19 protein-coding genes are annotated in these 22,495 nt (G+C 70.6%); 9 read left to right on the top strand and 10 right to left on the bottom strand.

The features are described from left to right. Window positions 1-16 precede the first annotated feature (16 nt). Window positions 17-940, bottom strand: a complete 924-nt coding sequence (locus FLV34_RS29410) for an NmrA/HSCARG family protein (RefSeq protein WP_147944648.1) — start codon at window positions 938-940, stop codon at window positions 17-19. A gap of 126 nt (window positions 941-1,066) precedes the next feature. On the opposite strand from FLV34_RS29410, the gene FLV34_RS29405 reads away from it, so the two are divergent. Next, complete coding sequence (locus FLV34_RS29405; protein WP_147944647.1) at window positions 1,067-1,630, top strand: TetR/AcrR family transcriptional regulator; 564 nt, start codon at window positions 1,067-1,069, stop codon at window positions 1,628-1,630. A gap of 102 nt (window positions 1,631-1,732) precedes the next feature. Continuing rightward, complete coding sequence (locus tag FLV34_RS40805; RefSeq protein WP_240971394.1) at window positions 1,733-1,879, top strand: hypothetical protein; 147 nt, start codon at window positions 1,733-1,735, stop codon at window positions 1,877-1,879. Between the two features lie 334 nt (window positions 1,880-2,213). Here FLV34_RS40805 and FLV34_RS29390 read toward each other — a convergent pair whose 3' ends face one another. From FLV34_RS29390 to FLV34_RS29380, 3 genes are all read right to left on the bottom strand, one after another. Then, on the bottom strand, window positions 2,214-3,035 hold the full coding sequence (locus FLV34_RS29390) for an alpha/beta fold hydrolase (RefSeq protein WP_147944646.1): 822 nt from the start codon (window positions 3,033-3,035) through the stop codon (window positions 2,214-2,216). A 20-nt stretch (window positions 3,036-3,055) separates the two neighbouring features. Next, entirely contained in the window at window positions 3,056-3,625 is a 570-nt protein-coding gene (locus FLV34_RS29385) for a DJ-1/PfpI family protein (RefSeq protein WP_142647730.1), read from the bottom strand. A gap of 96 nt (window positions 3,626-3,721) precedes the next feature. Then, entirely contained in the window at window positions 3,722-4,456 is a 735-nt protein-coding gene (locus FLV34_RS29380; protein ID WP_142647728.1) for a GntR family transcriptional regulator, read from the bottom strand. Window positions 4,457-4,917: 461 nt separating this feature from the next. On the opposite strand from FLV34_RS29380, the gene FLV34_RS29375 reads away from it, so the two are divergent. The 7 genes from FLV34_RS29375 (at window position 4,918) to FLV34_RS29345 (ending at window position 13,163) form a co-directional block, all read left to right on the top strand. Further along, on the top strand, window positions 4,918-6,267 hold the full coding sequence (locus FLV34_RS29375; RefSeq protein WP_205830223.1) for an extracellular solute-binding protein: 1,350 nt from the start codon (window positions 4,918-4,920) through the stop codon (window positions 6,265-6,267). Then, window positions 6,264-7,214, top strand: coding sequence for a carbohydrate ABC transporter permease (locus FLV34_RS29370; protein ID WP_142647724.1), 951 nt, complete (start codon window positions 6,264-6,266; stop codon window positions 7,212-7,214). Before FLV34_RS29375 ends, FLV34_RS29370 begins: the two co-directional genes overlap by 4 nt. Then, window positions 7,214-8,125: a carbohydrate ABC transporter permease gene (locus FLV34_RS29365; protein ID WP_147944645.1), complete on the top strand. Its 912-nt coding sequence runs from the start codon at window positions 7,214-7,216 to the stop codon at window positions 8,123-8,125. Before FLV34_RS29370 ends, FLV34_RS29365 begins: the two co-directional genes overlap by 1 nt. Then, window positions 8,125-9,192 (top strand): ABC transporter ATP-binding protein, encoded by a 1,068-nt coding sequence (locus FLV34_RS29360; protein ID WP_142647720.1) that lies wholly within the window; start codon window positions 8,125-8,127, stop codon window positions 9,190-9,192. Before FLV34_RS29365 ends, FLV34_RS29360 begins: the two co-directional genes overlap by 1 nt. Next, entirely contained in the window at window positions 9,192-10,265 is a 1,074-nt protein-coding gene (locus FLV34_RS29355) for an ABC transporter ATP-binding protein (RefSeq protein ID WP_147944644.1), read from the top strand. The genes FLV34_RS29360 and FLV34_RS29355 overlap by 1 nt, the downstream gene beginning before the upstream one ends. A gap of 60 nt (window positions 10,266-10,325) precedes the next feature. Next, complete coding sequence (locus FLV34_RS29350; RefSeq protein ID WP_142647716.1) at window positions 10,326-11,807, top strand: NAD-dependent succinate-semialdehyde dehydrogenase; 1,482 nt, start codon at window positions 10,326-10,328, stop codon at window positions 11,805-11,807. Between the two features lie 117 nt (window positions 11,808-11,924). Further along, complete coding sequence (locus FLV34_RS29345; protein WP_142647714.1) at window positions 11,925-13,163, top strand: iron-containing alcohol dehydrogenase; 1,239 nt, start codon at window positions 11,925-11,927, stop codon at window positions 13,161-13,163. Window positions 13,164-13,317: 154 nt separating this feature from the next. Here FLV34_RS29345 and FLV34_RS29340 read toward each other — a convergent pair whose 3' ends face one another. The 6 genes from FLV34_RS29340 to FLV34_RS29315 all read right to left on the bottom strand — a co-directional run bounded on the left by FLV34_RS29340 (window position 13,318) and on the right by FLV34_RS29315 (window position 22,201). Then, the gene (locus FLV34_RS29340) at window positions 13,318-15,537 is read right to left on the bottom strand and encodes a CBM35 domain-containing protein (protein WP_222709664.1); all 2,220 of its coding nucleotides are present in this window, start codon (window positions 15,535-15,537) and stop codon (window positions 13,318-13,320) included. 486 nt (window positions 15,538-16,023) lie between these two features. After that, window positions 16,024-17,340 (bottom strand): hypothetical protein, encoded by a 1,317-nt coding sequence (locus tag FLV34_RS29335; RefSeq protein ID WP_142647711.1) that lies wholly within the window; start codon window positions 17,338-17,340, stop codon window positions 16,024-16,026. Between the two features lie 9 nt (window positions 17,341-17,349). After that, window positions 17,350-17,823 carry a hypothetical protein gene (locus FLV34_RS29330; RefSeq protein ID WP_142647709.1) on the bottom strand — a complete coding sequence of 158 codons (474 nt, stop codon included), beginning with the start codon at window positions 17,821-17,823 and terminating at the stop codon, window positions 17,350-17,352. Between the two features lie 31 nt (window positions 17,824-17,854). Then, the gene (locus FLV34_RS29325) at window positions 17,855-18,769 is read right to left on the bottom strand and encodes a copper resistance protein CopC (protein ID WP_147944642.1); all 915 of its coding nucleotides are present in this window, start codon (window positions 18,767-18,769) and stop codon (window positions 17,855-17,857) included. Window positions 18,770-18,958: 189 nt separating this feature from the next. Continuing rightward, window positions 18,959-20,029 carry an alcohol dehydrogenase catalytic domain-containing protein gene (locus tag FLV34_RS29320; RefSeq protein ID WP_205830221.1) on the bottom strand — a complete coding sequence of 357 codons (1,071 nt, stop codon included), beginning with the start codon at window positions 20,027-20,029 and terminating at the stop codon, window positions 18,959-18,961. A gap of 27 nt (window positions 20,030-20,056) precedes the next feature. Further along, window positions 20,057-22,201: an amidase family protein gene (locus tag FLV34_RS29315; RefSeq protein ID WP_147944641.1), complete on the bottom strand. Its 2,145-nt coding sequence runs from the start codon at window positions 22,199-22,201 to the stop codon at window positions 20,057-20,059. Between the last annotated feature and the right edge of the window lie 294 nt (window positions 22,202-22,495).

Below are 22,495 nucleotides of genomic sequence, written 5' to 3'. Positions count from 1 at the left end.
GGGGCTGAGGTTGTGTTCAGGCGGTGGGGCTGAGGTTGCGTTCGGCCCACTCCTGGAAGCTCGTCACGGGAAGGCCCAGATCGCGGGCGAATTCCGGCCGGGCGGGCTGGGTCCGGACGTTCATGTACGCGTGTGCGATCCCCATGTCCGGCATCCCTGCGGCCTTGGCCTGCTCGAGCGTCATGTCGGGCGCCTCCAGCGGGACGCCCAGCGCGCGCGACATGACTGCGGCGATCTCCTTCATGGACAGGAAGTCGCCGGCCAGCTCCAGCTCGACCTCGTGGAAGCGGTCGGGGTCGGTGATGGCGGCCGCGGCCGCGACGCCGACGTCCTCGGTGTCGATGAGCGGGACGCGGGTGTCCGGCTTGATCAGGCTGGCCAGGCCGCCCTCGATGCCGCGCGGGAACAGAAAGCGCATGGACGGCAGGAAGTTGATCATGAAGAAGGACGGCTTGAGCAGCGTCCAGCGGGGGAAGCCGGCTGTGCGGAGCCGGTCCTGGATGGCGGTCTTGGCGGTGAGCGGAGGCTCCAGGGCGCTCCAGCGACCTTCGTTCCAGCCGGGGATCTCCTCCTGCCGGCCCGCGCCGCTGACCGAGGTGTGCACGAACTGCGGGACGCCGGCCGCCCTGGCGGCCTCGATGAGGTTGACGCCCATTCTCACCTCGGCGTCGAAGTCGAAGCCGGTCCCGGTGAAGGGCGCCATCTGCACGGAGAAGACGGCGCGGGCGCCCTCGGCGGCGCGGTCCAGGGAGCCGCGGTCGAGCAGGTCGCCGGTGACCAGTTCGGCGCCGGCCGCCTGGATGGCTCTGGCGGGTTCGGAGTCAGGGTTGCGGACGAGGGCGCGGACGGGGACCCCGGCGGCGAGCAGGGCGCGGGCGGTGGCGCCGCCCTGCCTGCCGGTGACGCCGGTGACCAGGACGGGTGCGGTGGATGTGGGCATGACTCTCCTCTGCCGAACGAAAACGGCGGGGTCCGCCGCTTATCTTCGCGGTACGATATGGCGGCCCCCGCCGTTTAGCAAGCCGAAGCGGCGGGGTCCGCCACTTATCGATGGGGTGATGACGCCATGCCCGAGCGCCAGCGCGCGGACGCCCGGCGCAACTACGCGCGCATCCTCGCCGTGGCCGAGCAGGAGGTCGCCGCCCATGGCGCGAACGCCTCGCTGGAGCAGATCGCCCGCGTCGCCGGGGTCGGCTCGGCCACCGTGCGCCGCCACTTCCCGACCCGCCGCGCCCTGCTGGAGGCGGTCTCCCACCAGCGCGTCGACACCCTGTGCGAGCGCGCCGGCGAGCTGGCCGGCACGGACGACGGCCGCGCCGCCCTGCTGGAGTGGCTGGGCGACCTGCTGGCCTACTGCGTGAGCGCCCGCGGGCTCGCCGACGTCCTCACCTACGACGCCGAGGCCGAGGCGGCGCACCAGAACGCCTGCTCGGCCCGCATGGAGGAGGCAGGCGAGCCGCTGCTGCGCCGGGCGGTCCGAGACGGAGCGGTGTCCAGCGAGGTCACCGTCGCCGACCTGGTCACGCTGGTGGTCGGCATCGCGCTGGCCACCGAGCACCACCCCGATCCCAGGGCGGCGGCCGAGCGCCTGTTCACGCTGGCCGTGGCAGGCCTGAGCCCGCAGCGCTGACATCGCGGAACTGACATCCGGAGCGGCGCCGGCGCTCGGGACGTTCCGCGAGTTCGTACGGATCCTGGCCGAGGCCGGCGAGGACGCCGACGTGCACGACGCGTGGGTGACCCGCATGCTGATGATCACGGGGCGTACGGGGAGGCCCCGGTCTTCGCGGGCGCGGCGGACTTCGCTCTGGAGCTGCTGGAGAGCCGGACGCTCGACGGCCGCATCCAGGAGCTCGTCTACCGCCCCACGCTGCACTGACGGGCGGGCTCAGACCAGGCTCTCGCCGCCGTCGACGGTGATGATCTGGCCGGTGACGTAGTTGTCGGCCATGCAGAACAGCGCCGCGGCGGCGCGGCCTCCTCGGCGGTGCCGACGCGGCCGAGCGGGGTGCCGGCGCCGCCGGTTTCCTCCGCGGCACCGGCGTGACTGCGCCCGGCGTGGTTCACGCGGATGCCGATAGGACCATGTCGGCCGATGACGTCGGCCACTGCCTCGTCATGGCTCGGGCCTGGGGGAGGGCGTCGCTTCCGCGCGGAACACGCCTGCTGCATGCCGGTCCGCTTGAGCACGGGCTGCGGGCCCGGCGCAGCGATCAGTGCACTCGTTCCCGGCCGAGGAAGCACGACAGGAGCCGCCTGAACTCGTGCGGGTGCTCGATCGCGGGCACGTGCCCGCATCGGCCGAACACGTGCAGACGGACGTCGGCCAGGTGTTCGAGCAGGGGCAGGGCCGCCGTTCCGAGCGGGGTGACCCGGTCCTCGGCGCCGTGGACGAGCAGCACGGGCGCGCGGATCCCTGCAAGAGTTGGCGCCGAGAGGGTGAGGTCGTCGGCCCAGCGTGCCCTGGGTGGAGGGAACAGCGACGCGTACGCGGCCGCGCCCTCCAGCATCGCTTCCGCACGGGCGGCGACGGCCGACTCGGTCACGAGCGCCTGGTCGAAGAAGAGACGGCTCAGCATGTCTCGCGCCCCGGCAGGGCCGGCGGGGGCGGCCCAGAGCGCGTCGAGGTCGGGGGACAGCGGCGCCCCGGGGGCGCCCATCGTCGAGACCGCCACGACATGGGTGACCTGCCGGGGACGCGCGGCCGCCAACGCCAGCGCCACGGCACCGCCCATGGAGTGGCCCACCACGGCGTAGTGCTCGACACCGAGAGCGTCCATCAGGCCCGCGGCCTGCTCCGTCCACAGCCGGAGCCCGCCCCGGGAGCCCGGCGGCATCGGTGTGCGGCCGAACCCCGCCTGGTCGGGGGCCACGAGGCGCCAGGACGCGCCCAGCGCCTGTGCCGTCGCCGCCCAGGCCCCGGATCCGGTCGTGCCGGGTCCGGAGCCGTGCAGCATCAGCACCGCGGGACCGGTGCCGGTGTCCATGACGTGGACGGGGGAGCCGCCGACTGTGACGGTCCGAAGTTCCGTCACAGTCGGCACCTCACGTGTGCTCATGCCGACGCGGAGTCGATGGACTTCGAGAAGACCTCCATCATCACCTTGCCGAACTGCGGCATGTCGGGCCAGCCGCGGCAGGAGACGAGGTTGCCGTCGACGACGTCCGGAGCGTCGATGACCGTCGCGCCGGCGTTCTCCATGTCACCGGTGATGGGTGGGAAGCACGCCGTCTTCCGGCCCTTCAGCAGCCCGTACACGGCCGGCACCTGCGCGCCGTGGCACACCAGCGCGATGGGGAGGTTGCGTGCGAAGAAGTGCTCGGTGATGCGCCTGACGTCGGGGTCGACCCGGATCCACTCGGGGGCGCGTCCTCCGGGGATGATGAGGGCGTCATAGCGCTCGACGTCGACCTCGGCCCAGGTCACGTCGACCGGCAGCTTCCGGCCGTTCTTCTCCACGTAGGCGTCGGAGTTCGGGTCGAACTCGTGGATGACCAGCTGGATGTCACGCTTCGTCCGTGACGAGACGTCGACGTCCCAGCCGCCCTCCTGTACGCGGTAGTAGGGATACATGGTGTCGAGCTCCTCGGCGGCATCGCCGGCTAGGAGCAGCGCTCTGGGCACCTGCTTCTCCTCGAAACTGGGGCGGGGGGAGACGGATCCAATCCGATCCGATCCGATTTCGCCAGCATTCCTCGGCCTGGCCCGCCCGTCAAGCCTTTACCGCGATTCGTCCGCGTCCTTGACCTCATCGAACAATCGCCGGAATCGCTCGCCCGACCGCAGGATGTGCCGGCGCATCGCGTAGGCGGCGGCGTCGGGGTCGCGCGCGGCGATCGCGGCCACGACCTCCTCGTGCTCGGCCATGGCCAGGTGGGTGACCTGGGTGTCGTGGAGAAGCCGGAACAGGTGCACGTGGGTGTGCAGGCGGGCGAGCGCTTCGCGGATGGCCTGGTTCTCCCCGCTCAGGGCGACGAGATCGTGGAAGGCGGCGTCGCGCAGCCCGAAGGCGCCGTACGCCATGCGCCCGCTGCCCCCCTCCAGCTCCGCCATCTCCTCAAGCATCCGCCGCAGGCCGTCCACCTGCTCCAACGACGCCCGTTCCGCGGATCTGCGCGCCGCCGCCGGTTCGAGAAGCAGGCGGAGCTCGAGCATCTCCTCGAATCGGTGACGGGTGATCTGGGGGGGAATGCGATAGCCGGCATGGGGAACGCGCACGACCAGGCCCTCGGACTCCATGCGGTTGAGAGCGTCTCGGATCGGCGTCTGCGAGACGCCCAGCTCTCGTGCCAGGGCATCGATGGTGACGCGGGAACCGGGCTCGATCCGTAGTGACATCAGCTGTCCGAGCAGCGTGTCGTACACCTCGTCGGCGAGCCGGCCGCGGGATCTTCTCGGCGGCGTTCCGGCCGTCAGGGTCCCACCGCGCCGCGCGATCATCGCTTCGTCGTCCATCGTGACACGAGGTCCTTTCTTATCTCTTCGGGAACCTGTTGACATCGGTCGCAACGCTGCGGGATGTTGACGCCCCCAATCGGATCGTATAGGAAAGGGGGCGGATGCTGGCCATCCCCCACAAATCGCGGAATCGTCCGCCATCGCTCCGCTTCGACCAGTTGGAGCTCCTCATGAGCATGTTCGACGTCCTATTCGATTCGCCGCCGGGCCCCGCACGGCCCGAAGGACTTCGCGCCTGCCTGGAGCTCCACTGCGTCGTGGCGTACTCGTGACGCCCCTGTCTGCGGGTCAGCCCCTGCGACAGCCGGTAACACGCCTCAACACCCCCCAACTGCTCGGCGAAGCACGCAGCAAGGCTCCAAAGCCCCCCACCCAGAAAGCAGGCAAGGATGCGGTATCCACATCGAATAGGACGACTGTCGGTTCCCGGTCGAAGGGCACGGCTGGCAGCGGCGGCCATGTTGATGGTCACGACCGCGGTGGCCTGCGGCGGCGGCACGGATAGCAGCGCCCCCAAGGCGCCGGCGACCATCCCCGAGCTCACCAAGGACCCGCTGACCCTCAGCTTCATCTGGTTCGACTGGCCCCCCGCTCACGCGCTGGAGGACTTCGCGAACGCGGAGTACACCAAGGTGCGGCCGAACGTGACCATCAAGGTCAACACCGTGCCGAACGCGAACTGGCACGACGCCATGTTCACCCAGTTCGCGGCGCACAAGACCGACTTCGATATCCCGATCCTGGACTCGCAGCACATCGGCGAGGCCGTGACGAACGGCAACATCCTCGACATCACCGACTTCGTCAAGAAGAACATCGACGTCAACGCCTACAACCCGTATCTCCTGGCGGCCTACGGCCAGTTCCCCCAGGCGGAGACCGGCAAGCGCGACGAGAACGCCAGCCTGTACGGACTGCCGCTGCTCGGCGACACCTGGACGATGATCTATCGCAAGGACCTGATCGGCGACAAACCGCCGCAGACCTGGGACGAGATGATCTCTGTCGCCGAGAAGTGCCAGGCGGACAACCCCGGCGTCAGCGGCCTGGCCTTCCACCAGGCCAACGGCTCCGACGCCGCGGCCGTCACCTACAACACGGTCAACGGCGTCTACGGCGGCAACCTCTGGGACGCCAAGACGCGCAAGATCGACGGCGTCCTCAACGACGCCGCGGGCCAGGAGGCGATGGACGTCCTGGTCAACAAGATGAAGCCGCTGACCGCCAAGGGCTCCGGCAACTGGTTCATCGACGAGGTGAACGCGGCGGTCGCCCAGGGCAAGGCGTGCATCGCGTTCAACTGGATCGCCGCGAGCGGCGCCCTGCTCGACCCGAAGGAGTCGACGCTCGGCAGCACGCGGGAGGAGATCCTCGAGAAGCTGGGCTTCGCCACCCTGCCGACCCAGAAGACGAACCTGGTGCCTCTCGGCGGCATGGGGATGCACGTGTCGGCCTACTCCTCGGAAGAGAAGCAGGCGGAGGCGCTGAACTTCATGAAGTGGTTCGAGCAGGCCGACATCCAGAAGAAGTGGGCCGCCGCCGGTGGCGTGCCCGCGCGTACGGACGCCCTCGAGTCGCCCGAGTTCCTCAACGCCGGGCCGTTCAACAAGGTGTACGCCGACTCGGTTCCGCGGATGCGGGACATGTGGAACGTGCCCGAGTACGCGCGTCTCGTCGACATCGAGAACACCAACGTGAACGCGGCTCTCAACGGCGCGAAGAGCCCGAAGGAGGCGCTCGACGACATCGCGAAGCAGCAGCAGAGCGTGCTCGACTCCAGCAACCGTAAGGGCGGCGGCGGGCTGTGAGTGACTCCGCCTCCCTGACGACCGACCACCCCGGGCAGGCGGCGTCCGCGACGCCGCCGGCCCGGGGCCGGTCCCGCCGCCTGAGCGACCGATGGCTCGCCGTGGTCTTCATCTCCCCGGCGCTGCTGCTGTTGCTCGCGATGTCGGTGTTTCCGTTGCTGTGGGCGTTGTACCTGTCGTTCACCGACTACTCGGCCACCCGCGGGGGGCCGGCCAATTTCGTCGGGCTCGAGAACTACACCGCCATCCTGGCTTCGGCGCAGGTCCACCTGAGGGCCCTGACGACGCTGATCTACGTGATCGGCGCCGTCGCCCTGCAGACCGTGCTGGGCTTCACCATCGCCTATCTGATCTCGCGGCGTACGCACGGGCGAGGGCTGCTGACCACGCTGTTCCTGGTTCCGATGATGCTGTCGCCGGTCGTGGTCGGGCTGTTCTGGCGGTTCATGCTCGACGCGCAGTTCGGCGTGATCAACAGCATGCTCGGCTCGCTCGGCCTGGGGCAGGTGGAGTGGCTCACCCGGCAGCAGACGGCGTTGTTCTCGCTGATCGTGGTCGACACCTGGCAGTGGACGCCGTTCATCATGCTCATCGCGCTCGCGGGCCTCACCGCGGTCCCGAAGTACCTGTACGAGGCCGCCTCGATCGACCGGGCGTCCGAGTGGTTCCGGTTCCGCACCATCACTCTTCCGCTGGTGTGGCCGCTGCTCCTCATCGCCGTGCTGTTCAGGGCCATCGAGGCGTTCCGGCTGTTCGACCTCGTCTACATCCTCACCAGCGGAGGGCCGGGGGTCTCCACCGAGACGTTGTCGTTCCACGTCTACAAGGTCGCGTTCCTGGGCTTCAACACCGGAACCGCATCGGCGTACGGGATCCTCATGGTCCTCGTCGTCATCGTCCTTACGCAGCTCTATCTGCGCTACTTGAACAAGCTCAAGGAGGACTGATGGCCGTGTCCGTCGACGAGGCCGTGTCCACGAGTCCTGTCCGGGATGAGACGCCCCCCGCGCGCCGCTTCGGCCTTCGCGGCCGCTCGGTGCTGGAGGTCGCGCTGCTGGCCGTGCTGGCCGTCGTGATGCTCTTTCCGGTGCTGTGGATGGTCGAGACGTCCATCAAGGAGAACCGGGACGTCTACGCCATCCCGGCGAAGTTCTTCGGTTTCACGGTCACCCTCGACCATTTCAAGGACGTGTTCGTCGCCTCCGGCGGCGGCCGTTCGACCTTGTCCGTCGCGTTCCTCAACTCCGTCGTGGTCGCCGGGGTCTCCACGGCGCTGGCCACCGTGCTGGGGGTCCCGGCGGCCTGGGCCTACTCGCGCTTCGCCGTGAAGGCCAAGAAGGACCAGCTGTTCTTCATCCTGTCCACCCGCTTCATGCCGCCCGTGGTGGTCGTGATCCCGATCTTCCTCATGTACCGCCAGGTCGGGCTCATCGACTCCAAACTGGGCCTGATCCTCATCTACGCCGCGTTCAACGTCCCGTTCACGATCTGGATGATGAAGGGGTTCGTCGACGAGGTGCCCGCGGAGTACGAGGACGCCGCCATGCTCGACGGCTACACCCGCCTGCAGGCGTTCCGGCGGTTCACCCTTCCGCTGCTGCTGCCCGGCATCGCCGCGACGGCGGTGTTCGCACTCATCTTCTCGTGGAACGAGTTCGTGTTCGCCATCTTCCTCACCTCCAGCGACAGTGTGCGTACGGCCCCGCCCGCCATCGCCGGCCTCATCGGCGGGACCACCGTGGACTGGGGTCTCGTGGCCGCCTCCTCCGTGGTGTTCGCCCTGCCGGTGCTCATCTTCGCCTACCTGGTGCGCAAGCACCTCGTCGCCGGTGTGACGCTCGGGGCGGTGCGACGCTGATGGCGGGCATCGAGGTGACCGCCCTGCACAAGCGGTATCCGGACGGGACCGTCGCGGTCGAGCACGTGGACCTGTCCATCGGCGACGGCGAGCTGTTCGTGATGCTCGGCCCTTCGGGGTGCGGCAAGACGACGACGCTGCGGGCCATCGCCGGCCTGGAGAGGCAGACGACGGGCGACATCCGCATCGGCGACACGCTGGTCAACGACCTGCCGCCCGCCGAGCGCGACATCGCCATGGTGTTCCAGTTCTACGCTCTCTATCCGCACCTGAGGACCCGCGACAACCTGGCGTTCCCGCTGCGGGCCGAGGGACTGCCCAAGGCGGAGGTGCGCGAGCGGGTCGACGAGGCCGCCCGGCTGATGCGGCTCGGCCCGCTCCTGGACCGGCGACCGCACCGGCTGTCCGGCGGTGAGCAGCAGCGCGTCGCGCTCGCTCGCGCCCTGGTGCGGCGACCGCGCGCGTTCCTCATGGACGAACCCCTCACCAACCTGGACGCGGAGCTGAGGGCGGACATGCGCACGGAGATCAAGCACCTCCAGGGGGAGCTGGGGACGACGATGGTCTACGTCACCCACGACCAGGTCGAGGCGATGTCGCTCGGCCACAGGATCGCCATCCTCAACAAGGGCCGCGTCGAGCAGATCGGCACACCGCTGGAGGTCTACGACCGCCCGGCGAGCCTGTTCTGCGCCGCGTTCATCGGCTCACCGCCGATGAACCTGATCGAGGTGGAGATCGCCGACGGGAAGCTGCGCAGTAAGGGCGGGCTGGTCCTCACGCCGCCGCCGGGCCTGCCGCGCGACCGCCGCCTGGTCGCAGGCGTACGGCCGGAGGCGCTGGAAGTCACGGAACCGGGGGCGGAGGGTTCGGCCCCGGCCCGCGTGATCTCGGCCGAGTGGCTGGGCGACGAGATCATCTACGTGGTCGACCACGGCGGTGAGCACGAGGTGCGGGTCCGGATGCCGCCGACTGTCCGTTTCGCCGCCGACGCACCGGTCGGTCTGCGGCACACCGGCGGGCCCCCGCCGGTCTACGACGTGAGCACGGAAGAGCTGGTGGCCTGATGGGAACCGTGGCAGCGCACGGGCTGCGCAAGTCCTTCGGCAAGGTCCAGGCACTGGACGGGGTGACGCTGGACGTGCCGGACGGCTCGTTCTTCGTCGTGCTCGGCCCCTCCGGGGCGGGCAAGACGACGACCCTGCGGGCGATCGCCGGCCTCGAGAAGCTCGATGCCGGCTCGGTGCACCTGGACGGGAGGGACGCGACCGGCGACGCCCCGGCCGACCGCGACCTGGCCATGGTGTTCCAGAGCTACGCCCTCTACCCGAAACTCACGGCGTACGAGAACATCGCCTCGCCGCTGCGGGCACGCCGCTGTTCTTCGAGCGAGATCGCGGCCGCCGTCGAGCGGATGTCGAGCCTGCTGCACATCGAACGGCTGCTGCAGCGTCGTCCCGCGCAGATGTCGGGCGGTGAGATGCAGCGTGTCGCCCTGGCGCGGGCGCTGGTCCGCAGCCCGCGCGCGTTCCTCATGGACGAGCCGCTGACGAACCTCGACCTCAAGCTCCGCGTCGAGATGCGCACCGAGCTCACCCGCATCCACCGGAGCCTCGGAGCGACCTTCATCTACGTGACCAACGACCAGGTCGAGGCCCTGTCGATGGCCGACCAGGTCGCGGTCCTCAAAGAGGGGAAGGTGCAACAGGTCGGAACGCCGGCCGAGGTGTACGAGCGTCCGGCCAACCAGTGGGTCGCGGGATTCGTCGGGAGCCCGCATATCAGCCTGCTCGCCTGCCGCGCCGAGGGAGACCGCCTGGTCGGTGAGAGCTGGACGCTGCCGCGGCCTCGCTGGGCCATGGCCGAGGACGGCCGTCCGCTGCTGCTGGGCCTGCGCGCGGAGAACGTGTCCATCGAGCAGCGCGGGGACGCGTCGCTGCCGGGGGAGCTCTACGGGCTTGAGCCGCTCGGCGACCGGACGGTGGTCGACGTCCGCGTGGGGACGGAGATCCTCAAGGTCAAGGCACGACCGACAGTCACGGGTGTGCCGGGCGAGCGGCTGCAGGTCACGGTCGACCTGGACCGGGCGCACCTGTTCGACGCGGACACCGGGCTGTCGTTGTCCGATGCCGGGAGATGAACACACAGGGCGGCGAGGTCACGCCGGACATCACCAAGAACATCACAGGAGGCGTACGCAGTGAGTGACCCCATCAACGTCCTGGCCCCCGAGCACCGGCGGCTCCGGATCGGCGACGCCTGGCGCGACGCCGCCGGCGGAGCCACCTTCGCCGTCGAGGACCCGGCCACCGGCACGACCATCGCCGAGGTGGCGGACGCCGGCGTCGACGACGGGCTCGCCGCGCTTGACGCGGCGACCAAGGCGCTGGCGGAGTGGGCGGCGACCCCGCCGCGGAAACGGTCGGAGCTGCTGACCGCGACATACCGGGCGCTGACCGAGCGGTCCGAGGAGGTCGCCCGCCTGATCACCCTCGAGATGGGCAAGCCGCTCGCCGAGGCCCGGGCGGAGGTGGCCTACGGCGCCGAGTTCTTCCGCTGGTTCGCGGAGGAGGCGGTGCGCATCGAGGGGCGCTACAACACCGCCCCCGGTGGTGGATATCGCATCCTCACCGTGCCGAAGCCGGTCGGGCCGTGCGTCTTCGTGACGCCCTGGAACTTCCCGCTGGCCATGGGCGCCCGCAAGATCGCTCCTGCGCTCGCGGCGGGCTGCACGACGATCACCAAGCCGGCCGCCCAGACGCCTCTCACCATGCTGCTGCTGGCCCGCATCATGGAGGAGGTCGGCGTTCCCCCGGGTGTCGTCAACGTCGTGACGACCAAGCGTGCCGGCACGGTGGTCTCGGCGCTGCTGGCCGACCGCCGCACCCGCAAGCTCTCGTTCACCGGATCGACCGAGGTCGGGCGCGTGCTGCTGCGGCAGGCGGCGGACAACGTGCTGCGCACCTCCATGGAATTGGGTGGCAACGCGGCCCTGATCGTGTGCGCCGACGCCGACCTGGACGTCGCGGTCGACGGCGCCATGGTGGCCAAGATGCGCAACATCGGGGAGTCCTGCATCGCGGCCAACCGCATCTATGTCGAGGAGCCGGTGCGCGAGGAGTTCACCGCGCGCTTCGCCAAGCGGATGGGCGCGCTCTCGGTGGGCCATGGTCTCGACGACGGCGTGGACGTCGGGCCGCTGATCGACGAGGCCTCGGTCGCCAAGATCGACGAGCTCGTCGCCGACGCGGTCGAGCGCGGCGCCCGTGTCCTGGTGGGCGGCGAGCGTCCGGACGGGCCTGGCCACTTCTACCCGCCGACCGTCCTCGCCGACGTGCCCGAGGACGCGCGGATGCTGGGGGAGGAGATCTTCGGCCCGGTGGCGCCGATCATCTCGTTCACGTCCGACGACGAGGTGATGGCGAAGGCCAACGACACCGAGCACGGCCTCGTCGGATACGTCTTCACCCGCGACCTCCAGCGGGCGCTCAGGTTCGCCGAGGGGCTGGAGACGGGGATGATCGGCATCAACCGCGGCCTGATCTCGGACCCGTCGGCTCCGTTCGGCGGCGTGAAGCAGTCCGGGATCGGCAAGGAGGGGTCGCACGAGGGCATCCTCGAGTACCTCGACGTCACCTACGCGGCGATCGACCTGCCGAACGCCACGCCCTCGGGCTCATGACCGAGGCGCTGGTCGCGACCTTGACTCCCACCGCCCTCGGCGACGCCGTCCCGGTCTCGCAGGAGACCCGGACGTCCGCCCAGCACATCACCGCCGACGTTCCAGAGAGGCCTTTACATGCTTGAGACCGTCCGCGGACCACGCCAGCTGATCGTGGGCGAAGGGGTCGCGGAGAACATCCCACGGGTGGTGGCCGAGTGCGGCTCGCGCGTCCTCATCGTGACCGACCGGGTTCTGCTGGAGCAGCCGGGTGTGGCCGGGATCGTGGCCGCCGTGCGGGAGAAGGCAGCGGTCACCGGGGTGTTCGCCGACGCGACTCCGGACGTGCCGCTCTCCGACGTCGCCCTGGCCGTCTCGGCCGCCGCGGAGGTGGACGCCGACGTGATCCTCGCCATCGGGGGTGGCACGGTGATCGACCTCGCCAAGATCGTCGGCGTCATCCGGCGTCACGGCGGGTCGCCGCGCGACTACTACGGCGAGTCGAAGGTGCCGGGTCCGACGATCCCTCTCGTCGCGGTGCCGACGACGTCCGGCACCGGCTCCGAGCTCACCCCCGTCTCGGTGCTGACCGACCCGGACCGCGAGCTGAAGGTGGGGGTCTCCAGCGTCCATATCGTGCCCGACTTCGCCATCGTCGACCCCGAGCTCACCTACAGTTGCCCGGCAACCGTCAGCGCCCACTCCGGCATCGACGCGTTCTGTCACGCGGTGGAGAGCTACACCGCGCGACCCCGGCCCCACGGGCCGCGCGACCCGGTGGAGCAGGTCTTCCTCGGCCGCAACGCGGTCACCGATCACTACGCGCTTCTGGCCGCGAAGCGGATCGCCCGCAGCCTGCCGCGCGTCGTCAAGGACGGAGGCGACAAGGACGCCCGCGCGGACATGTCCTATGGGTCCATGCTGGCGGGGCTCGCGTTCGCCCACGCGGGCACCGCGGCTCCGCACGCACTCCAGTACCCCATCGGCGCGGCCACCCACACGCCGCACGGCCTGGGCGTCGGGCTGCTGCTGCCGTACGCGCTGGACGCGGCCAAGGACGCCATCGCCGACCGGCTGGCCGTCCTCGCCGGAGTGTGCGGGCTCGACGTGACCGGCGCCTCGGACGCCGAGGCCGCGGACATGTTCCTCACCTGGCTCGACGGGCTCCTCGCCGACATCGGCATCCCTCCCACCTTGGCGGACATCGGCGTGGCACGCGCCGACCTCCCGCGCTTCGCCGAGATGGCCGGCGGCGTCACCCGCCTGATCCAGAACCATCCGGGCCCGGCCGACACCGCCAGCCTGACCGCGATCCTCGAAGCGGCCTGGAGCGGGGAGCGGACCCGGCAGGTGCTGACTCCGGAGGGAAGACAGTGACGAGCCTTTCAGGCGAGCTCCCCGCACCACCCTGGGTATCGGAATCGCCGGCCACGCCTTGACGGGGGCCGTCCGTTCCGGCGCGGCAGGCAGCGGCCCCATCCGCCACCGGCGTAGCCGGTTGCCGGATGGGGCCGCCCGAGTATGCGATGTGCTACTTGCCGGCTACCAGGTGGTCGAGGTTGAACCACCCGGCGTCACCGGAACCGTAGCTGACGCTGATCGTGTTCACGCCCGCCGCGAGCTGCACCGGAATGGTCGCGTCGGCCCAGGTGTTCCAGCTCCCGGTGAGCGGAAGCAGGATTTGCCGGGGAGCTCCGCCGTTGACCGACACCGATGCGCTCCGGGTGCCGGCCGGACCGTCGGGGCCGGCCGCATAGCGGAGGTCCAGCGAGTATGTGCCCGCGTCAGGGGCGACGATCCGCTGGGTCACGCTCGGCCCCCGTGAGGTGAAGCACGCGACGAAGCCCGATCCCGTGTACCCGGGATGGTCCGTGGCCAGGCATGCTCCGCCGGCCAGAGTTCCGTCCTCGGCCTCGCAGACGTCCCCCACCTCACATTGCAACAACGCGTCGGCCGAGTTCTTCACGGAGATGTCCTGCCCTTCGGACTTCGCCGTGGCGACCGCCGTGAACCGGTAGTTGTCCTTGGGGAGATCGGCAGAGGTTCTCATCGTGTACCGCACGACGGTGCTCTGACCGGCGTCCAGCTTGGGCACGCCCGGGCACGCCGGCGCGGGACCGTCGGCGCAGGTGATGGTGATCCCCGGGGCCGGCTTGCCGTCCGGGGTGTAGGCGGCGAGACTCGTCCGGACGTCGCGATCCATCTGCCCGCCGCCGTTGGTGAACGTCACCGGGACCGTGTAGGTGCTCCCGGGCCGTACGGCGGCCGGGGCGCCGAGAGAGATCTCCTGCGGTTCGGTCCAGGACAGATAGACGGCGTAGGCGTCGTGCTGCGACGCGAAGTCGAACGGCACCGTGATGGCGCCGTTGTCGACCTTGACGTCCTGGCTGAAGACGACCTGGCGCGTGTACAGGGGGGCCTGGTCCGGGATCCTGTAGACGGTGGCGTGCGCGAGACCGCCGTGGACCAGCCACGGCGTCGAGGACAGCCCCGTGAACGTCACGGCCATCGGCCCGGTGTATGCGCCCTGGATGTCACCGAGCAGCGCCACCGCGCGCTTCTTCGCCGGGTCCGCCGACGCGGAGATCGCGGTCGATCCGACCTGTTCGGAGGTGGAGACCAGTGTTCCCGTCATGTCGGCGTACGTGCGCATCACCCACCAGTTACCGTTGGGCGCCCATCCGCTCGGGAGCTTGGTGAGCAGCCCGGTCAGGTTCGGAATGACGCAGCAGCTCCAGTTTCCGCGCATGGCGTTGGCGTAGTTCGACTGCGCCAGCCGGGCGTTGTACCAGGCGGTGTCTCCGGCGGTCTGCCGGTCCGCGGGCTGGTACTCGTTGGCCGACAGGGGCCGTTGGGCGATCCCGTTGGCGTCGAGCGCGTCCGACAGGGACCTGCCGACGGTGACCGGGTCGTCGACGGTCCCCTCGTCGTGGTTGGTGATCTCGTCCGGGACGGTGTTGGCGGCCTTGACGTGGGCCAGGAAGGCCTGCCATTCGTCGGGGCGTCGCTCAGGGGTGTAGGCGAAGGACGGGCCGGCGATCGTCGCGGCCGGGGCGATGCGCCGGATCTCGCGGTAGGCGCTGTCCCACATCTGGAAGTACTGCTCCGTGTTGACGCCCGGCCTCCAGAAGATGCTGAGGTCGGGCTCGTTCCAGATCTCGTAGGTGAACTTCTGGCCGGAAGCCTGGAGCCTGGTCACGGTCGCGTCGATGAACTCGATCCAGTTGCCGCAGTCGCCGTCGGTGCACGGCCACAGCGTGTTCGCCGGAGCTCCGCCGGTCGAACCGAACACGTCACTGAGCAGGACCTGGTATTCGAACTTGTGCCGGGGCGGGCGCTGCAAACGCTTCGCCTCGGCGATGACCGCGTCGATGTTGGCCTGGGTGCCCGGTCCGAAGGTGTACTTGTCCTTGATCCAGCCGCCCGCGTACCAGCCGCCGCTGCGGAAGGCATTGAGTGTCAGCGGTTCGAGGTATTCGTCGGCCGGTTGTAACCCGTCCTGCGTGATGCCGTAGAGAATGCCGAGACCCACCCCTGTGGACGGCTTCGTCTTCGCGGACAGGTCGACGCTCAGCTGTTTCACGCCGGCGGAGCCGGCGTTCGGGTCCGCCGCGGCGGGCTGCTGGACGCTGACCAGGAGGGCGGCGGTGGCGGCCAGTGTCCCGAGGACCGAGAGTCCCTTTCTGCCCTTCAGGCCGCGGCCCTGGCCGGGCGCCGCCGCCGTGCCGCCGGGATGTCTGAGTGCGACCAAGCGTTTCGGATGAGCTGACATTCTTCCTTCTTTCGCGGACGGGCCGACCCGCATCGCGGCCACGGGATCGTGGTCGGCGCGAGTGTGGAGGCGAGAACGGCGTGCGGCACGATCCTGCGTGCCCGCCGAGACAAGGGTGTGACCATGCGCCTTTCCCGTCGGGATACGGCCGGGTCGAATCGATTCGGCGAATCGATTCGACAAGACCATAAGCGCGTGTGACGGGAGGGTCAAGAGCCGGAAACGTCCGTGACACGCCCGCGCCATTCGGCCGTCATGCGACCCCGCGGCACGCAGGTCCCGGAGTCCCTTCTCGTTGACGCGTGCGAACCGACGTTGGCTTCGACACGTGTCGAATCGTTTCGACTTCGGAGCCATGGCCGCTCCGGCGTGCTGCGCTGCCGGCCCTGCCAGAGATGGCGCGGCCGGAGCCGGACATGAGGAATCTCCGGCTCGCGGCTCGTTACGGGCTTCCCCCCTCGCGCCTCAGGCGGCGAACAGGAGAAGCAGCCCCACGACGGTGTAGACGACCATCAGCACGAGCAGGGGAATCTGCCCGAGCACGGCGGTCCGGCGGGGGAACAGGGCCAGTGCGCGGTCATGAGCCAGGACGGTGCCCAGCACGTGGCCGATGACGATGACCGTCACCTGGAGGGTGGCGACTCCGGCCGGGGTGGTGCCGAGCGCCTGGATGGTCCACCCGGCGGTGCCGAGCCAGTTCGCGCCGGTGTCCAGCGGGTCGGACAGCAGGGCGATGGTCCGCTGCCCTTCCAGGAGAAACAAGGTGTAGTAGTGGGCCACCACGTATCCGACGGCGATCGGCACGATCGAGTGGGCGATCTGTCCCGCCGTCGTGCCGGGCCGGGCCGCGCCCCATCGGCCGGCGAGCGCGGTCGCGGCACGGTACGCCGCGAGCACCGCAGCGATGACGGCGAGCAGGCCCGCGGTGCCCGTGACCGGGGCGGGCACCGCGCTCTCCTGCATGAAGCGCACCCACACCGGGGCGTTGGACAGGCTGTCGTACATGGTGGAGCCCAGGAGCACGACCACCAGCGTCGTCAGTCCCGGTGCCGGTCGCAGCCCGGCCATGCCGTCGAGGGAGTTGCGCCAGACCACGACGCCGTCGCCGCGTCTGGCCGCCGGGGCGAGCCTGCCCACGAGGTCGCTGTAGACCTCGAACGGATCGGCGTGGCCGAACCACCGGGAGCCGAAGACCACCGCCCCGGCGAGCATGAGCACGGCGTAGGCCGCGAGCCAGGCGCCGATGACCGGCAGGGTGGCCCGCTCGGGGGCGACCAGTTCGAGCCAGACGAAGGCGAACAGCCCGGCGCAGGCGGGCCAGTATCCGACGCCCGCCGGCAGCGGCCGCAGGCCGAGCTCGGGGTCGCGTCCGAGCCCCTTGCAGGCCAGCAGATGCAGCGTCCGCAGCGGGTTCAGGCCGCGCCACACCGGGCCGAACAGCAGCGACAGCGGCACCAGGCCGACCCAGAACAGGACGTAGAACGCCCCGGCCGTGGGATTGTCGGCCCGATCGGGACCGAAGACCAGCCCGATGCAGAAGTACGCCGCGGCGACGAGCCCGGCGACCCGCCAGATCCACCGCCAGGCCGGCGCCGTCACGACCGTCTGCAGGGCGGCGGGCACCGAGCGGGCGGCGGTGAGGGCGGCGTCCAGGCGCGGTTGTTTCCACAGCGCGCCGAGTGCCACGAACGACACGAGCAACGCGAGGGCCGCACCGGTCAGCACGGCCGAGAACGGGATCGGCAGGTCCTGTCGGCCGCCGACGCCGTGAGCCAGCAGCATCCCGGCGGCCTAACGCACGACGAGCTGGAACAGCTGCAGCCCCGACTCGTGGGTTTCCATCTCGAACAGGCCGGTCTGGTCGGCGACGAACTCGATGCTCGCGGGAACGCCGGGCTTCAGCTCGGCCTCCTTGTCGTACCCGTGCAGGTGCGCCTCGTCGGCGGCGTCGCCGGTGACGGTGATCCGCACCGTCTGGCCCTCGGCCACCTCGATGCGGCCCGGCGGCGGGGTGACCTTCCGACCGGCGATGGTGACGGTGATCTCCTTCACGGCCGGGTCGGCGGGAGCGGCCGCGGCCGGCTCGCTGGGGGCGGCGGGAGCCGACTCGGCAGCCGCGGCAGCGGACTCGGCGGATACCGAAGCGGCCGACTGGGCGGGGGCGGCGGCATCCGACCCGGCACAGGCCGAGGTGGCCATCAGCAGGGCCACGCCGAGCGGGAGCACGGCGAGCAGCGGGCGCAGGCGCGCAGGGGCGATCGTCATGGGGGGTTTCTCCTGAGGGGGGTGGGACGAGTCAGCGTCGCTTGGTGGACTTGGAGCGCTGTGGAGTACGTGACGCCGGGGCGCGTGCGGGTTTCCTGGCCTGCGGGCGGCCGGAAGGCCGCCCTGGCGCCGGGGTGGCGAGCGCGGGCCTCCGCGCCGCCTGCACCACCAGGGCGCCCGCTCCGGCGACGAGGACCGCGGGCACCAGCCATACCGACAACACGGAGTCGGCCGGCTGCGCCACCCGCGCGGCAGCGCTGCCCGTCGCGGGCACCGCGGCCGGGCTGCCGCCGGTTCCGGAAACGGCGGCCGGGCTGCCGCCGGCCTGGGGTGCCGCCGGGCCCATCGCCGCCGGGCTGCCGCCGGTCTGGGACGCCGCCGGGCTGCCGTTTGTCGACGGCGCCGGGGCCTGGGTGCCGCTCCCGTGCCCGTCCGAGTCGAGCAGGCTGGGGTCGGGCTCGTTGTCGGGGGCCTGCCAGCCCTTGGGCGGCTGCGAGGTCTTGCCCTTGTAGGTGAACCGCAGCTCACCCCGCACCGGCTCTCCGTCGGAGGCGATCGACAGATACCGGACGACGTACTCGCCCCGCTCCGGCCAGTAGGCGACGGGGACCTCGGCCGGGAATCCGGTGTTGTACACGGTCGGTTCCCAGAACCCGTCGACGAGGTTGTACTCCTGGACCGGCTTGTCGAGGCGTTTGGGCCGGCCGTGCGTCCAGGGCCGGTCGACCCGGGCACCGCTGGGAGAGGTGACCGCGAAATACGCGTTCGGGGCGGGCGCCTCGGTGAAGTAGAGGGAGAGCGACTCCAGCGGCTCGCGCACCGTGCCGTCCTTGGCCGGTGTCGACATCGCGAGCTGGCCGTGGGCAGAAGCGGGCACCGCCAGGGCGGTCATCGTCAGCACGCTCGCGACGATCAGCAGAAGCAACCGGCCCAACCAGCGCGCCATCGTCACTTCTGCTCTCCACGAGGTGTGGCCCCTGGGCGGGGAAGATCCGGCTCGGACCCGTAGGACCGATGGCCATGAGATTAACGACTTTCGCCAGGAATGAACAGAACTTGATGCGGCTGCAAGCAGAAGTCGAGAGGGTGGGCCGCCGCGTGCCGCACGCTCGGCCGGCTACGGCCGGGAGGCCGGTTATGAGAGCGCCGGCGCGGGGTCGCCCGGGATGAGCATGATCTTGATCGCCTCCCGGGCGGCCATCGCGGCGTAGCCCCGCGCCACGTTCTCCAAAGACAGGACGGTGTCGAACACCGGGCCGGGGTCGAGGGTCCCGGCCGTGATGCGTGAGACCAGGTCGGGCAGGTAGTGGCGCACGGGGGCGATCCCGAGGTTCAGGCTCAGATTGTGGACGAGCGGCTGGAACAGCGGCAGCGCCGGCGTGGTGTGCGGCACGCCCACCGCGCCGATGGCACCGCCGTCCCGGGCCATGCCGACCGCCATGGCCCATGACTCCGGCGTGCCGACGGCCTCGACCACGTGCCGCACTCCGAGGCCGCCGGTCCGCTCGCGTACGGCCGCGATGCCTTCATCACCCCGCTCGGCGATGACGTCGGTCGCTCCGAAGGCCTTGCCGACGGCCGCGCGGTCCGGGTGGCGGCTCATCAGGATGATCCGCTCGGCTCCGAGGACGGCCTTCGCCCCCAGCACCGCGCACAGCCCGACGGCTCCGTCGCCGATGACGGCCACCGTGGACCCTTCGGTGACCCCCGCCATGACGGCTCCGTGCAGGCCGGTGGCCATCACGTCGGAGGCGGCCAGCAGCGCGGGATACACGGACTCGTCCACACCGGCCAGGCCGCCGGGCACCTTCACCAGCGTTCCGTCGGCCCACGGCACCCGCACCGCCTGGCCCTGGCCGCCGTCGGCGCCCGCCGAGGCGAAGGTGCCGCCCCTCTCGCACGAGGACTGGATCCCGTCCAGGCAGGTGGGGCAGGTGTTGTCGGACCAGGTGAAGGGCGCGACGACCAGGTCGCCGGGGCGGACGGTGCGGACCTCGCCGCCGACCTCCTCCACGACGCCGATGAACTCGTGGCCCAGCCGGGACCGCTCGGCACGGGTGATGACGCCCCGGTAGGACCACAGGTCGGAGCCGCAGACGGCGGCGCGCAGGACACGCACGACGGCATCGGTCGGCTCGGACAACGCGGGGTCGGGCACGTCCTCGACGACGACGTGGCCAGCGGACATGTAGAGGGCGGCGCGCAAGGGGATTTCCTTCGTGGTGTCGTTCGATCAGTTGAAGGCGGGCCTGCGGACGTCCACGGCGAGCGTCGACTCGACGTGGGCGGCCACGGCCAGCAGTTCCATGTCGGTGCCCGGCGCGGACGACAGCTGGAGCCCGATCGGGAGGCCGTCGGCGCTCCAGCCGCAGGGCAGCACCAGCGCCGGGGCTCCGGTGAGGTTGTGGATGCCGGTGAACAGACCCTCCGCGGCGCCTTCCGGCGTGTCCACGGGAGGTGTCGTGACGGGCGCGACGAAGGGCGCGGCGGGCGTCAGCAGGACGTCGGCGCCCGCGTAGACCTCGGTCGCGGCGGGCAGCAGCCGCTCCCGTACGGCGAGGGCCTTGCGGTAGTCGGCCTGGCTCACCTCGGAGCCGGCGCGCAGCAGCCGCAGGGTCTCCGGCCCGTAGTGGCCGGGATCCGCGCTCGCCCGCGCCCCGTGCACCTGCCACGCCTCGTACAGCAGGATGTGCGCGAACGTCGCGTCGAGCTCCTCGAAGACCGAGCCGTCCACCTCGACGACGGAGTAGCCGGCGTCGCGGAGGGTGCCGAGCGCCGCCCCGACCGCGGCGGCCACGTCGGGCTCGACCTCGGCGCGCTCCAGCAGGCCGGGGAGCACGCCGACCCGGATGCCGGCACCGGGCCGGGTCAGGGGGCGGTCGCCGGTGAGAGCCGAGAAGACCGTGGTCGTGGTCGCGACGTCGCCGGCGAGCAGCCCCACGTGGTCGAGCGTGGGGGCGAGCGGCTCGACGCCGTCGACCGGCAGCGCGCCGTAGCTGGGCTTGAATCCGACTGCGGCGCAGTAGTGGGCCGGGATCCGGATGGAGCCGCCCGTGTCGGTGCCCAGTGCCCCCGGGCACACGCCGGCGCCGGCGAGGGCGGCCGATCCTCCGCGGGACCCGCCTGCCGTACGCCCGGGGTTGTAGGGGTTCATGGCCTCCGGCACCTCCGGGTGGACCGCGCCGGCCGCGTACTCCAGCAGCGAGGTCGCCGCGAAGACGTCCGCGCCTGCGGCGCGCAGCGCCTGGACGACGGGGGCGTCGGCGGCGGCGGGCTCGGCGCGCATCGAGTGGGGATTGCCGTTGCCGCGCGGGTGCCCGGCGATGTCGATCATGTCCTTGACGGCGACGGGCACGCCGTGCAGGGGCCCCTCGGGCGCGCGCGAAGGCGCGGGGAACAGGGTGACCACGGCGTCGAGCGGCCGGCCGAGCCGTTCGGCCCGTTCGTACGCCGCGAGCAGGCGGAGGTTCGCGACCTCGCAGGTGCGCTCGCCCCGCTCGATCGCCTTGATCAGCTCGCCGGTGAAGGTCGTCAGCGGCCCGGAGAGGTCGTGCAGCAGGTCGTCGACCTCGGTCTTGCGCTTGCGGACCATCAGGTCGCGGTAGATGCCGCTGTGGGATTTCGCGCTGTTGCGGTTGAACGTGACGAGCCGGTCGAGCGAGCCTTCGAGGTCGTCGGGGTCGAAGCCGTCGAATCCCTCGGGCTTCACCGGCGCCTGCGCGAGCACCTCCCTGGCGATGCCGAGCATGAGGGGCCGCCACTCGGGCGCCTCCAGGGAGTCGGCGATGGACAGGTCGGAGACGGCGCCCGCGTAGAGCATCGCGCCGTAGGCCTCCTTGCCCCAGAGGAAGCCCATGATGTTGCCGGTGGCCTCGGCGTACGGCAGGGCCTCGACGAGCTCGCGGACCCGCGGGGTGATCTCGCCGCCGGCCGGCTCGCCGACCCGGAAGGTGCCGATGTTGCCCTGCATGATCCGGCCCGGGCCGAGGACGTCCGCGCCGAAGTTCACGAAGCTCACGATGAGCCGGTGGGCGCCGACGACGGCGGAGAGCCGGTCGGCGGTCAGGCCGTTCTGGAAGCTGACCAGCCATCCGCCGGGATCGAGCCGATCGCGCACGAGCTGCGCGGCCTGGTCGGTGTGATGGCTTTTGACCGCGATCGCGACGTGGTGCAGGCGTTCCGGCAGGCCATCGGGGGTGACCGCCCGCGCCTTCACCGTGAAGTTCTCGACGGGCCCCTCGATGGTCAGGCCGTCGCGATTGATCGCCTCGACGTGCGCGGGATCGGCGTCGCACAGGAGCACGTCGTGGCCGGCGCGGACCATGTGCGCACCGATCGTGCCGCCGATCGCGCCCGCGCCGATGATCGTCAGTTGCATGAGAAGCCGCCTGGTTTGGGAGTGATTGGGGGGCTTTGCCGTTGGACACTACCTGAACCGATTTGAATGCTCTAGTCTTCATCTGCTGGTGAAGTCGGGACGGCGACCTTACGTATGACAGTTGATCGACGCCGTAACCTTTACGAAACGTCGTCATGCTCCAATACTTCGTCGCAGACCGATCTGATCCTCCATCGGATCCTCCAAGGCCGTTGCTGAGGCCTCTTCTCGGTCGACAGCGACCCCCGCGCAGCGCCGCGACATCTCGTGAAGGATAGGCATGTCTGACCACAG

Origin of the sequence: Microbispora sp. CSR-4 (assembly GCF_008033685.1) — a bacterium.
Lineage (GTDB): Bacteria > Actinomycetota > Actinomycetes > Streptosporangiales > Streptosporangiaceae > Microbispora.
This window is presented reverse-complemented; position numbering and strand designations above follow the sequence as displayed.

Bases quoted from the DNA above. Each gene is read 5' to 3' on its own strand.
- FLV34_RS29410 (WP_147944648.1), bottom strand. From the start codon at position 940: ATGCCCACATCCACCGCACCCGTCCTGGTCACCGGCGTCACCGGCAGG.
- FLV34_RS29405 (WP_147944647.1), top strand. From the start codon at position 1,067: ATGCCCGAGCGCCAGCGCGCGGACGCCCGGCGCAACTACGCGCGCATC.
- FLV34_RS29380 (WP_142647728.1), bottom strand. From the start codon at position 4,456: ATGGACGACGAAGCGATGATCGCGCGGCGCGGTGGGACCCTGACGGCC.
- FLV34_RS29375 (WP_205830223.1), top strand. From the start codon at position 4,918: ATGTTGATGGTCACGACCGCGGTGGCCTGCGGCGGCGGCACGGATAGC.
- FLV34_RS29365 (WP_147944645.1), top strand. From the start codon at position 7,214: ATGGCCGTGTCCGTCGACGAGGCCGTGTCCACGAGTCCTGTCCGGGAT.
- FLV34_RS29360 (WP_142647720.1), top strand. From the start codon at position 8,125: ATGGCGGGCATCGAGGTGACCGCCCTGCACAAGCGGTATCCGGACGGG.
- FLV34_RS29355 (WP_147944644.1), top strand. From the start codon at position 9,192: ATGGGAACCGTGGCAGCGCACGGGCTGCGCAAGTCCTTCGGCAAGGTC.
- FLV34_RS29345 (WP_142647714.1), top strand. From the start codon at position 11,925: ATGCTTGAGACCGTCCGCGGACCACGCCAGCTGATCGTGGGCGAAGGG.
- FLV34_RS29335 (WP_142647711.1), bottom strand. From the start codon at position 17,340: ATGCTGCTGGCTCACGGCGTCGGCGGCCGACAGGACCTGCCGATCCCG.
- FLV34_RS29330 (WP_142647709.1), bottom strand. From the start codon at position 17,823: ATGACGATCGCCCCTGCGCGCCTGCGCCCGCTGCTCGCCGTGCTCCCG.
- FLV34_RS29325 (WP_147944642.1), bottom strand. From the start codon at position 18,769: ATGGCGCGCTGGTTGGGCCGGTTGCTTCTGCTGATCGTCGCGAGCGTG.
- FLV34_RS29315 (WP_147944641.1), bottom strand. From the start codon at position 22,201: ATGCAACTGACGATCATCGGCGCGGGCGCGATCGGCGGCACGATCGGT.